The 13,048-nt window shown below is 31.6% G+C and carries 11 protein-coding genes; all 11 read left to right on the top strand.

What is annotated here, in order from left to right; genetic code table 11:
* Nucleotides 1-67 precede the first annotated feature (67 nt).
* Nucleotides 68-1,702 (top strand): M20/M25/M40 family metallo-hydrolase, encoded by a 1,635-nt coding sequence (locus KVH43_RS03460; RefSeq protein ID WP_218283486.1) that lies wholly within the window; start codon nucleotides 68-70, stop codon nucleotides 1,700-1,702.
* Between the two features lie 203 nt (nucleotides 1,703-1,905).
* Nucleotides 1,906-3,480, top strand: coding sequence for a DUF3794 and LysM peptidoglycan-binding domain-containing protein (locus KVH43_RS03455; RefSeq protein ID WP_218283485.1), 1,575 nt, complete (start codon nucleotides 1,906-1,908; stop codon nucleotides 3,478-3,480).
* Nucleotides 3,481-3,937: 457 nt separating this feature from the next.
* Entirely contained in the window at nucleotides 3,938-5,359 is a 1,422-nt protein-coding gene (gene ltrA, locus KVH43_RS03450; RefSeq protein ID WP_218283484.1) for a group II intron reverse transcriptase/maturase, read from the top strand.
* 259 nt (nucleotides 5,360-5,618) lie between these two features.
* Nucleotides 5,619-6,635: an AAA family ATPase gene (locus KVH43_RS03445; RefSeq protein ID WP_218283483.1), complete on the top strand. Its 1,017-nt coding sequence runs from the start codon at nucleotides 5,619-5,621 to the stop codon at nucleotides 6,633-6,635.
* Between the two features lie 3 nt (nucleotides 6,636-6,638).
* Nucleotides 6,639-7,154, top strand: coding sequence for a hypothetical protein (locus KVH43_RS03440; RefSeq protein WP_218283482.1), 516 nt, complete (start codon nucleotides 6,639-6,641; stop codon nucleotides 7,152-7,154).
* An 83-nt stretch (nucleotides 7,155-7,237) separates the two neighbouring features.
* Nucleotides 7,238-8,107 (top strand): 4-(cytidine 5'-diphospho)-2-C-methyl-D-erythritol kinase, encoded by an 870-nt coding sequence (ispE, locus tag KVH43_RS03435; RefSeq protein WP_218283481.1) that lies wholly within the window; start codon nucleotides 7,238-7,240, stop codon nucleotides 8,105-8,107.
* 107 nt (nucleotides 8,108-8,214) lie between these two features.
* Complete coding sequence (locus KVH43_RS03430) at nucleotides 8,215-8,433, top strand: CLC_0170 family protein (RefSeq protein ID WP_218283480.1); 219 nt, start codon at nucleotides 8,215-8,217, stop codon at nucleotides 8,431-8,433.
* Between the two features lie 16 nt (nucleotides 8,434-8,449).
* Nucleotides 8,450-10,039 (top strand): spore germination protein, encoded by a 1,590-nt coding sequence (locus tag KVH43_RS03425; protein ID WP_218283479.1) that lies wholly within the window; start codon nucleotides 8,450-8,452, stop codon nucleotides 10,037-10,039.
* The gene (locus KVH43_RS03420; RefSeq protein WP_218283478.1) at nucleotides 10,026-11,132 is read left to right on the top strand and encodes a GerAB/ArcD/ProY family transporter; all 1,107 of its coding nucleotides are present in this window, start codon (nucleotides 10,026-10,028) and stop codon (nucleotides 11,130-11,132) included. Before KVH43_RS03425 ends, KVH43_RS03420 begins: the two co-directional genes overlap by 14 nt.
* Nucleotides 11,125-12,276, top strand: a complete 1,152-nt coding sequence (locus KVH43_RS03415) for a Ger(x)C family spore germination protein (protein ID WP_218283477.1) — start codon at nucleotides 11,125-11,127, stop codon at nucleotides 12,274-12,276. Before KVH43_RS03420 ends, KVH43_RS03415 begins: the two co-directional genes overlap by 8 nt.
* A gap of 94 nt (nucleotides 12,277-12,370) precedes the next feature.
* Complete coding sequence (gene spoIIR / locus KVH43_RS03410) at nucleotides 12,371-13,036, top strand: stage II sporulation protein R (protein ID WP_218283476.1); 666 nt, start codon at nucleotides 12,371-12,373, stop codon at nucleotides 13,034-13,036.
* The last annotated feature ends 12 nt before the right edge of the window (nucleotides 13,037-13,048 follow it).

The following is a 13,048-nucleotide window of genomic DNA, read 5'->3' as shown; positions in this document are numbered from 1 at the left end:
ATGAATAGGGAATTTGTTATTTGAATATTGGGGGAGTAAAGTCGATGAATTGATAAAAGGGGGATTTATGATGAACTGGAATAGTCCAGAGTCAATTAAAAAAACACTTTTTAGAATGGTTGCATGCTCTAGTGTTTCGGGGACGAAGGATGAAATCAATATGGCTAAGGAAATTTACAATATATTTAATGAAATGACGTATTTTAAGGAGAATCCAAAATATTTATCATTAAATCCTATACCCCACGATCCACTAGGAAGATATTTTGTTACAGCTTTGGTAAAGGGAAAGGGAGATAAAACTGTTGTATTTATAAATCATATGGATACGGTGGATTATAACGGATTTGGTCCTTATAAAGCTTTAGCATTAGATGCTGAAAAATTGACTCGTACAATAGACCCTGATAAACTGCCCAAAGAAGCAAGAGATGATTTGTTAACTGGAGATTGGATTTTTGGAAGAGGTATTATGGATATGAAGTGCGGAGGCGCATTAGAGATAGGATTATTAGGAGAAGTTAGCGAAAATGTAGAAGCTTTTGAAGGAAATTTACTATTCTTATCTGTACCTGATGAAGAAAATAATTCAGCAGGAATGATAGGGGCTATTCCTATACTTAACAAAATGAAAGAGGAATATGAGTTAGATTATGTGGCTGTGATTAACAATGAACCACATCCTTTCATAGATGGCAAACATGATCTTCATATTGGAAGTATGGGAAAGGTTCTGCCTGTATTTTACTGTATGGGAAAAGAAACACATGCAGGTCAGCTTCTACAAGGACTAAATGCAGATTTACTGCTTGCAGATATTCAAAGAGAAATGGAGCTAAATATGGAGCTTGTTGATGGAGTAGATGGAGAGTATACATATCCTCCTACTGCTTTAAAAATGTCAGATACAAAAGAGCTTTATAATGTATCAACTCCGCATACAGCATATGCTTATTACAATGTACTAACATTACAGTTTACACCTAAGGAAATTATGGAGAAATTAGTTCGTATTGCAGAGAAAGCTTTTAATAATACTTTGAATAAGTTTAAGGATACTATTAAAGCTTATAAGGAGGTTGCCAATGAGGAATTTATTTGCCCATGGGAGCCAAAGGTATATACTTATGAGGAAATTTACAAGTACAATGTAGAAAATATTGGAGAGTCATTTGTAAAGCATATGGAAGAATTTATTGACAAATATAAGGATGAAGCCGAAGATGAAAGAGATTTTGCTATTCAAGTAATGGGAGAAGCTTGCAGACTATGTCCGGATAGAGATCCAAAAATTATTATAGGCTTTGCACCGCCATATTATCCTCATGTAAGAAATAAAGGAGAAACAGAAAAAGAAAAGCGAATGTTAGAATGTGTAGATCAGTTAATCAAATACAGCAAGGAAAAATTTAATGTGGATTGGCGGATAAACAAATTCTATAAACAGCTTTCTGATATGAGCTATTGTGGAGTACAAGATGCACAAGATATTTTGGAGAAATTAAAGCCTAATATGCCAACTCTTGGATACACATATTTCCTTCCACTTGAGGAAATGGCAAAATTTAATTCACCTGTGTTAAATCTTGGGCCGTGGGGAAAAGATTTGCACAAATTTACTGAAAGATTGCATGCACCATTTGCATTTGAAGTTATGCCAAAGATATTAAAATTTGCAATAATGTATTTGTTAAGTGAATAATTTTGATTTTTTATAGCTCAAGAAGTAAAAAAATTATTTTTTTACTTCTTTTTTTTTGTTTAAAGCATAAATATATATAGATAAATTGGATTAGCTATATAGAAGCTTTGTGCTGTTTGTTGACACAACAAAAAAAGTACATATTTTAAAAATTTATAAATAATATTGTATTAAGGAATAGAAGAGAAGGAGGAGGAAATGGAATGGCTGTTGAGTTAATGAGAGATTTACTGAAGATAGATCAAGTCATAGGAGAAAGCGATACACAGGCTCTCGTAGAGGGAGAGATTCTTGTACCAGATGTGAAGCCTGATATTTCAAGAATACTATTAGTAGATGGCAATATAAATATTACTGGGAAAGAAGCATTAGCAGAAAAAATTGTTGTAGATGGGGTAGTGAATTTTAAAATATTATATACTTCAGAGGGTGCAGAATATCCAGTCTATAGCATGAATGCTAGTGCAGGCTTTAGTCAAAATATTGATATACCTGGCATGACAGAAAATATGAACATTGATGTAGCAGCCGATATTGAGCATATTGATTTTAATATTATAAATGAGAGGAAAATAGCTGTAAAAACAGTAGTAAATCTTAATGGAAAAAGTATAGAGCCTTCAGAAGTAGAGGTGTTAAGAGGAGTGGAAGGGCTGGATGATCTTCAGCTTTTAAGGGAAAAAGTATCATATACTGATCTTGTAGGTAGAAACCAATCGGAGACTATTGTGAGAGAAAAATTTGAAATAGAAGAAAACCTTCCAGAGATTGCTGAAATCATAAAATGTGATGCTTATGCAGTAGAAAAGGAAAAGCAGCTAACAGATGGAAAGGTTATTATAAGTGGAGTTGTAAAGGTTAATACACTTTATGTAGGAGATGATGATAGGAACTCATTATTTTTATTAAAGCACGAAATTCCTTTTACTCATTTTGTTGAAATTTCAGGGGCATTAAAGGAGATGGACAGCAAAATTAAAATTTTAGTAGATGAAGTATATACAGATATAAAAGAAAATATTGATGGAGATAGAAGAATATTTGAAATAGAGGCAATGGTAAAAATAGATGCAGCTGTAAATTCTGTAGAAGAAAAAGAAGTTATAATTGATGCATACTCTCCTAGTAAGGAATTGAAAATAGATAAAAAGCTAGTAGGGTTTAATCAAAATATAGGACAGAATAGCTCAAATATGGTTGTAAAGGAAATGATAGATATTCCATCAGATGAGCCAGAAATTTTTAAGGTATTTAGTATAAATGCAAAACCAGTCATTACAGATATAAACTTGATTGAAGATAAAAATATCATAGAAGGAATTATTGAAGCAGATGTATTGTATATATCTCAAGAAAGGGAGCAGTCTGCTTACAGTTTACATCAAGAAATTCCATTTAGACATTTTGTAGAAATCGATGGTGCAAAAGAAAATATGAATGCAGAGGTTTATTTACATATAAATGATGTGGATTATACATTGATAAATCCTGAACAGCTAGAGTTGAAGGTAAATTTAAGAGCTACTTGTACTGTAAGTAAAAAAATGGAAATAGATATTTTAGTAGATGCTGAAGAATTAGAAGAAAGCATTGATATTAGTAAACGGCCAAGTATTACAATTTATTATGTTCAACCGGGAGACACACTTTGGAAGATTGCAAAAAGATATCATACTACTGTTGATGATTTAATACAGACAAATAATATACAAAATCCAGATAAAATTATGCCAGGAGATCAAATTATTATTCAAAAAACCTTCAAATATAAATTTTAAAAAATCCGTGAAATGCCACGGGTTTTTTATTTATATGTGCGCCCAGCATGGGCGCAATCTAATGGGTGAAAGTCCCAAGCACGGGTTGATAGTGCCAAGTGCATAGCTCAAGACAAGGGTGTCCACCGTGAGGTGGAATCTGAAGGAAGTCGGCGGCAAAGCTCTGGTCTGACGTACAGAAACCACATTTGAGGCAGATATATGCTGGGTAAGGTTGCATAACAAACTAAAGCCCAAAACTATCCGAAAGTATATGATGTATATGTGGCAGATGGATGGAGCGAAAGATTGCGTTCTTACCTGGGGAGGTCTTACAGATATATCATCAAAAGATGTATTTCTAGATGATAACTCATGTAGTGATACATGACTGAGCTGTAAGAAGTCAGCAGAGGTCATAGTACCACACTATGTGCACGTAGTGCGGGAAGGACTGAACATTAGGAGGTTTTCAACTTTGAGTAACTCAAATAAATTACTAAGAAAGCAGACAACTCAAAATAGAGGTCACCTTGTGGAAGTAGAAGTGGAACTTCGAGAGAAACAAGGGATGCCGAGTAAGAGTTTGGCGTTAGCAAAGGGAGAAAGAGAAAACAATGTAATAGTTGATACTAATAACTTACTCGAAAGAATATTAGCGAGAGAAAATATGCTCAAAGCTATGAAAAGAGTAATTGCTAATAAAGGAAGTCATGGTGTTGATGGTATGAGAGTCGATGAACTTCGAACATTTATCATTGACAACTGGCTAACTATTAAGCAAAAGTTAATAGAAGGAAGGTACAAACCTTCACCCGTTAGGAGAGTGGAAATTCCAAAACCTGACGGTGGAATTAGATTGCTAGGAATTCCAACTATACTTGACAGATTGATTCAACAAGCGATAGCTCAAGAACTAAACAAAATTTATGACCCAACCTTTTCAGATAGTAGCTATGGTTTTAGACCAAATAAAAGTGCTAAACAGGCTATAATAAAAGCAAGAAAATATATTAATGATGAATACAAATGGGTTGTTGATATGGACTTAGAAAAATTCTTTGATAAGGTTAATCACGATATACTAATGGAAAGACTATCAAGGAAGATAAAAGATAAAAGAGTGCTTAAGTTAGTTAGAGAATATCTTAAATCTGGAATTATGCTTAATGGAATAAAGATAAACTCAGATGAAGGTACTCCTCAAGGTGGCCCGCTTAGTCCATTGCTTGGAAATATATTACTTGATGAAGTAGACAAAGAGCTTGAGAAAAGAGGTCATAAGTTCTGCCGTTTTGCTGATGATAGTAATGTTTATGTTAAAAGCAAAAAGGCAGGATTAAGGGTTATGGAAAGTATGAGAAAGATACTTGAAGGTCGCTTAAAACTTAAAGTTAATGAAAACAAAAGTGCAGTAGATTTGGTAACAAGAAGGAAATTCCTTGGGTTTTCATTTTATTTTACAAAAGGCGGGGCCAATATAAGAGTTCATGAGAAGTCATATAAAAGGTTTAAGGACAGAATTAGAAACATAACAAATCGTAATACTGGAATAAGTATCCAATATAGACTGATGAAGCTTAATGAACTGACAGTTGGATGGATAAACTATTTTGGAATAGCGAAAGCTACCGCTAAAATAAAGAAGTTAGAGGAGTGGATAAGAAGAAGGCTACGAGCCTGTATCTGGAAACAATGGAAGAAGGTTAAGACCAGAGGTCGAAACCTAATGAAATTGGGTCTACCGACCTATAAAGCGTGGAAATTCGCAAATACTAGAAAAGGCTATTGGAGAATATCCAACAGCCCAATTCTTAGTACAACTCTAAACAATAAATATCTTGAAAATTCTGGTTATAAAAGCATATCTAAAAGATATCAATTAATACATAATTCTTAATGAACCGCCGTATACCGAACGGTACGTACGGTGGTGTGAGAGGTCGGTAGATAAATTAATTATCTACCTCCTACTCGATATTAAATAGGAAAATTTCAGTACAAGATATATTGTTTGAAATTCTTAGATAATAAATATAAAATTGGAATAGATACATTTATAGAAAATACCTGTTAAATGTGAATGTTAGGAAACAAATTGGAAATAATTACATTAAACAAATCAGGAGGAAACTGGTAAAAATTAAGGAGTTGATGGGATGAGTATAAAAAAATTAAAATTAAGTCATTTTACTGTATTTGAGAATATTGATATAGAATTTTCAGATGGAATAAATATTTTTATAGGTGAAAATGGGACTGGTAAAACCCATATTATGAAAGTGTTGTATGCAGCATGTCAGGCTTCAAGAAAAGACATTATGTTTTCACAAAAATTAGTTAAAGTTTTTAAACCTGATAACTTAAATATAAATAGATTAGTAAAAAGAGGTAAAGGAGGAGACACTTCAAAAATAGAAGTGTATTCAAGTAATAGTAATATAAAAGCAAAATTTACAACAAAAACAAAAAAGTGGGAAGCTGATGTAATCGGGGAAACAACATGGGAGAAAAACAATTCTCAATTAATTAGTACTTTTATCCCAGCTAAAGAAATACTCGCTAATGCTTATCAATTTGAAGCAGCATATTTGAAAAACATGATTGATTTTGATGAAACATATTTAGATATAATTACAGCTGCTAAAATTGATATTAGTAGAGGACCTAATACAAGCTCAAAGAAGAAATATTTAGATCAATTGAAAAAGATTACAGAAGGAAAGGTAACTATTAGTAAAGAAAAATTTTACTTAAAGCCAGGAACACAAGCTAAAATTGAATTTAATTTAGTAGCAGAAGGACTTAGAAAATTAGCTCTACTTTGGCAATTAATAAAAAATGGAACATTAGAAAAAGGAACTATACTATTTTGGGATGAGCCAGAAGCAAATTTAAATCCAATTGCAATTCCTACACTAGTTGAGATTCTATTGTCTTTACAAAAAGAAGGAGTACAGATATTTATATCAACTCATGATTATTTATTATCGAAATACTTTGAAATAAGGGCTACTAAAGATAATGATATGGCTTATTATTCTCTATATAGAGATGAAGATAAAAATGTTAAAGTTTATAAATGTGATAATTTTAGGAAATTAAAAGAAAATCCGATTATTAAAGCTTATGACAAACTAATGGATGAAGTATTTGATTCAAATATGGGGGACTAAAATATGGAGCAAAAAATATTTATTGATGAAAATGGAGTCTATAAAATCAATTGTACATCAGCTATAGAGTTGATTGAATTACATGATTACTATAATAAAAATAATTTGTTAAGTGATGTAGATTTTATTATGATATTAGATGAAGATGTTATTTTTGTTGAGTACAAAAATAATACAATTCCTGAAGTGAAAAATCCAAAAGCATTTGAAAAAAAGATTACAACAGAGGATCATTATAAAAAGATAGCTAGAAAGTATTATGATAGCTTAATATATATTAGACATAGGAAGTCATTGACTGGAAAAACGTATAAATATTACTATATATTAGAATGCGATAAAGCAGATTCAGTAATGAGGAAAAGATTAGCAACTAAAATAAAGAAAAAATTGCCTTTTGAATTACAAACAGTTATACCTAATATAGATGAAGCTATGATAGATGATTTTAAAGTGGTAAATATTGAAGAATGGAATAAATTATTTCCAAGTTTTAAGTTAGAGCAGAATATAGGATAGACTTAGTTGTAGAGTTATAAAAAATAAAGACTAGAATATCACGCATTCTGTAAATTATAAAAGAAATGCAAGGAGTGAACGGAATGGATGAAATAAAAGTACGAGGAAGAGCTAAGATTAATCTGTCGTTAGATGTTTTAAGAAGAAGAGAAGATGGATATCATGAAGTAAAGATGATCATGCATCAAGTAGATTTATATGATGAAATTATATTAAAGAATATAGAAGAGGGAATTATATTAGAAAGCGATTGCGAATATATTCCTACTGATGAAGGAAATATTGCATATAAAGCAGCAAAATTAATGATGGAGCAGTTTGGAATAGAAAAAGGAGTGCATATATATATAAATAAAAATATTCCTGTAGCAGCAGGTCTTGCTGGAGGGAGTACAGATGCAGCTGCAGTTATGATAGGGCTTAATGAATTGTGGGGAATTGGTGCTGAAAAAGAGAAATTGATGAAGCTAGGTGTAGCTTTAGGAGCAGATGTTCCATTTTGTATATTAGGAGGAGCAGCACTTTCAGAGGGAATAGGAGAGCTTTTAACGCCTATAGAAGGGATAAATGAGTGGGTTGTTCTTTGTAAACCAAATATAAGTGTTTCAACAGCAAGTGTATATAAAAATTTAGATGTTGAAAATATTGAAAAGCATCCAGATACAGATAAAATGCTAACTGCTCTGGGAAATAAAGATTTACAGACGGTAGTAGAAAATTTATGTAATGTATTAGAGCCTGTAACAGAAAAAATGCATCCCATTGTAAGAGAGATCAAAATAAAAATGATGCAGTATCATGCTTTTGGGAGTTTAATGAGTGGCAGTGGACCAACTGTATTTGGCATATATAAGGATTACAGCAAAGCAAAAAGTGCTTATGAAAATTTGAGCAGGGTATATAATCAGGTTTATCTTGTCAAAACTTATGATGGGAGAAAAATTGATACTTGATAATATAATCAGTTAAAGGAACAGTTTTTACTGTTCCTTTTTTGTATATACTTACCTAAATATGCAAACATTATATTTAAACATTTTTTAAAAGAAGGTGATATTTTTTGTCAAAGTGGATAGCTTTTTTTTATAAAGAATTAAAAGCGTGTTGTACTTTGTATATGTTATTTTTAAGCATTGCTATTGGATTGTTTTGCTTGCTTGTAGATTATAAGACTTTAAAAAAAAAGAAATTAAAAAAAGAAGCGAAAATTTGTAAAGCGATTGGATGGATATATGTAGTCGGTGGGATTTTCTTATATATCATATTAAAGATATTTTAATTGAGGAGGAGCTTTTATGGGTTTTTTTGAAAAATTATTTGAAAATAAAAAGGAAGAAGAAAGAGAAAAGCTTCCAGTAAAAAGCAAGTATGATGATAATCTAAATCAAATAAAAGAAATTCTTAATCTTTGTGATGATGTCATCTATAGAGAGTTTACTGTAGGAAAAGAACAAAAAATGAGCTTTGCTGTTATTTATGCAGAAGGACTTGTTGATACAAATTTATTAAATGATTTTGTATTAAAAAATCTTATGAGCTTATCTCCTGATGAAAGTATTGATTTTCATGTACTAAAACAAAAAATATATGAGTCAATAGAGAATGGAGCAATTGCTGTATCAGATATTAAGGAGATTGATGATATAAATTTGGCTATTGATGCTATTCTTTCAGGAGATACAGTACTCATTTTAGATAAATGGGATAAGTTGCTTGTTATTGCTTCAAAGGGATGGCCTATGAGAGGAGTTAGTGAGCCATCTACAGAGACAGTAATCAGAGGTTCAAGTGATGGATTTACTGAAACACTGCGTGTAAATACAGCTTTGGTGAGAAGAAGAATTCGTGATCCTAAGTTTAAGATAAAGCAAATGCAGTTAGGAAAAAGGTCAAAAACAGATATAGCCATTTTATATATCGAAGAAACAGTAAATAAAGATGTATTAAAAATGGTAAAGGAAAGATTGGATAAAATAGATATAGATGCAATTTTAGAAAGTGGATATATAGAACAATTAATAGAGGACGAATGGCGATCACCTTTTCCACAAATACAGGATACACAAAGACCAGATGTAGTAGCCGCAGCACTTTATGAAGGACGTGTGGCTATTATTGTTGATAATACTCCTTTTGCTCTTTTGGTGCCAACAACTATTGTTACTCTAATTCAATCATCAGAGGATTACAGTGAAAGATTTTTTATTGCTTCAGCACTTAGGGTATTAAGATTTTTATCTATTATGGTTGCACTGCTGTTACCTAGCTTGTATATTGCTATTACCTCTTATCATCCAGGAATGCTACCTACAGATTTGGTATTATATGTTGCAGGAAGTAGGTTGAATGTACCTTTTCCAGCTTTTATAGAAGCTTTTATTATGGAAGCTTCTCTTGAGTTGTTAAGAGAAGCAGGGATTAGACTGCCTGGAGCGATTGGTGCTACTATTGGTATCGTTGGAGGGCTAGTTTTAGGACAAGCAGCAGTAGAAGCAGGGATTGTAAGTCCTCTTGTAGTTATTATTGTTGCTATAACGGCTATGGCAGCTTACACAACACCTAATTATAGTCTAGCTATAGCCTTTCGTATGTTAAGATTTATTCTAATGGTATTAGCAGGAGTATTTGGGCTATATGGCATTATAATAGGGATTATTATTATCCTTACGCATTTATGCAACCTAAAGAGCTTTGGAGTACCATATTTAAGTCCGTTTGTAGCGAGTGAGATGACTTTTAAAGACTTTAAGGATGTTTTCATAAGAGCACCACTTCACAAAATGAAAAAAAGACCACAATATTTACACAGAAGTGATAGTGATCGATTAGGACAAATAAGAGAAGCTACAGAAACAGAGGATGGTGGAATAGATGGAGAGAAATAATGATAAAATTTCAAGCTTTCAATTAGGAGTTGTTCTTGCTGTTACTATGGTTGGAGTAGGAATATTAACGCTTCCAAGAAGTATTACAGAAGCAGTAGGACCTGATGGATGGATTGTGTTGTTTATAGCAGCTTTGATAGAAGTTGCTATTGCTATAGGAATGGCAAAGCTTGTAGAAAAATTTCCTAAAAAGACAGTAGTAGAATTTGAAAATATATTGCTTGGAAAATTTTTAGGTAGCATAATTTCAATAGGCTTTTTTATATACTGTATTACACTTTCTGCTATTGAGGTAAGAGTTTTTGGAGAACTCATAAAAGAGTATTTGCTCTTGAATACTCCTATTGAGGTTTTAATGATTACATTATTACTTACTGCTGTTTACTTAGTCAGAAGTGGGATAGAACCTATTGCAAGAATGGCACAGATTATTTTTCCTGTTGTTACAATCATTGCTATTGTCATTATATTGCCGGTTCTTCCAGAACTTGATTTTACTAATCTGTTGCCGGTACTAAAAACTCCTATTGTGAAAATTATAAAAGCTGTTCCGATTATTTTGTTTAGTTTTATGGGAATAGAAATGATATTATTATTTTCAAAATTTGTATTAGATCCACCAAATATAAAAAAACATGCTTCTTTAGCAATTGGTATGGTATCTGCCATATACATGTTTATTCTCATCGTGGCAGTTTCACGCTTTGGACTAATTGAAACGACCCATGTTATATGGCCAGCTCTTGAAATCTTTAAGACAGTAGATTTGCCCGGAGCTTTTATAGAAAATATTGAAGCTTTTATAATAGCTATATGGATGTTATCTGTATTTATGACATTAGCAGTATTATATTTTGGTGCTAGCTTAATAGCAAGTGAATTATTAAAGTCAAAGGAGCAAAATTACTTTGCTTTACCTATCCTTCTTATTATTTATTTTATAGCTTTAATACCAGACAATATAGCTCAGACTTATGATTATATAGAAATTTTTTCTAATTATTTAGCAAGCTTTTATATAGTCATACTGCCTATTTTTCTTTTTATAATTAGTGTTTTTAAAAAGAGAAAAGGAGGTAAGAAGGGTGCATAGATTGAAGCTTATTTGTATTATGTTGATTGTTATATTAACTGCGACTGGATGCTGGGATAAGGTAGAGATAGACAAAAGAGCCTTTGTTGTAGTTATATGTATAGATAAATTTCAGCCAAAAGAAGAAAATGGAAAAAAGCCTATAGATAGTTCAAAAAATAGATATGTAGTTACTATTGAATATCCAAATGCAGGAGTTATTGCAGGAAAACAAGATGGAGAGCCAAAGTTTACTTATTCTTCTGTGGGAAAAAGCTTCTATGATACGCTAGAAAGCTTAAGTACTAGGTTAGGAAGAAAAATGCAGTTTCGTCATATTAAGGCAATAATTCTTGGAGAAGCTTTGGCTAAAGATGAAAAGCTTTTTAGAGAAATATTAGATGCTATAGAGAGAAGTCCCAAAATTGGTAGGAAGGTTAATTTGATGATCACCCCAGGAGAAGCAAAAGATCTTTTAAATACTTCTACAAAAGATGAACCTGTACTTGGATTGTTTATAAGGGAATTAATGGAGCAAAATCTTAGAACCTCTAGAATGGCAGATGCAGATTTAGGATATATTCTTAGGAGTTTGCATGAAAGCCGTGCAGCGATTACACCTAAGATTTTTTCATCAAAGGATGAATTCAAAATAGCAGCTTCTGCTGTAATTAAGGATTTTAAAATGGTAGGCGAATTAGGAGAAACAGATACAAGAAATTTGATGTTTATGTTTAATAAGGTTCAAAGCAGTCTTATTGATGTAAAAATAGATGATATTCTTCTGCCTATACATATAACAGCTTTAAATACCAAAAAAAAGGTTTATGAAAAAAATGGGATTATTTATACGAGCTTTTCTATAAAAGGAGAAGGAGATTTAATACAGCATTTATTTGAAGTAAGAGATCAACCTCTTGATGATAAATATATAGAGAAAATAGAAAAAGAGGTTTCTAAATATATAAAAGAACAGATAATATCTACTTATAAAAAAATACAAAAAGATTTTGGAGCAGATTTGGCACAAGCAGGTGAGTATTTGAGAAAGCATGAGCCAGAGCTGTGGGAATCTATAAGGAATGATTGGAGCGAGATTTTTCCTAAAACAAAGGTGGTAGTAAATGTAGACTTGAATATAAGAAGAATTGGTGTTACACAATAAAATCTTAGGAAAAATATATAAAATCTAGTTTAAAATTTCCCCTATTTGTTAATACTGAAAGTATAATAAAAGATTAGCAATAGGGGGAGTTTTTATGAAAAGTAAAAAAATATTTATAGTTGGAATTATATTTATTTCATTTATAACTATTGGATGCTATAGCTTTACGAAGGATGTATATGTGAATCAAAAAAGCTATAAGGACCACCTTATTCGATTTCATGTTCTTGCTAACAGTGATTCTCCTGAGGATCAGGCTTTAAAATTGAAGGTAAGAGATCGCATTATTCGTGAGATGAATCCTAAATTTGAAAAATCTAAAAGCTTGGCTCAAACAAGAAAAATAATTGAAAAAAATATAAAAAATATTGAAAGTATTGCTATGGAAGAGATAAAGAAAAATCATTACAACTATTCTATAAAAGCATCATTAGGAGAGTTTGCTTTTCCTACAAAAAACTATGGAGCTATTACCATGCCTGCTGGAAATTATGAAGCATTGAGAGTAGTGATCGGAAAAGGAGAAGGTGCGAACTGGTGGTGTGTATTGTTTCCACCATTATGCTTTATTGATATGAAAAATGGATTAACAGATGAAAGAACTAAAAAAGAAATGATGAATGTATTGACAGAGGAAGAGTTCAAAATGATAAGTACAGCTAGTAGAGATGGAAATATTCCTATTAAATTAAAATTTAAAGTTGTAGAAATATTAGAGCAGGCTAAATTAAAACTTAATAAAGTTGTAGGAATGAAATAAAGTGAAGGATCT

The organism is Crassaminicella indica (assembly GCF_019203185.1).
GTDB classification, from domain to species: Bacteria; Bacillota; Clostridia; order Peptostreptococcales; family Thermotaleaceae; genus Crassaminicella; species Crassaminicella indica.
Note: the sequence above shows the minus strand (reverse complement) of the source record. Positions and strands in the feature narration are given on the sequence as shown.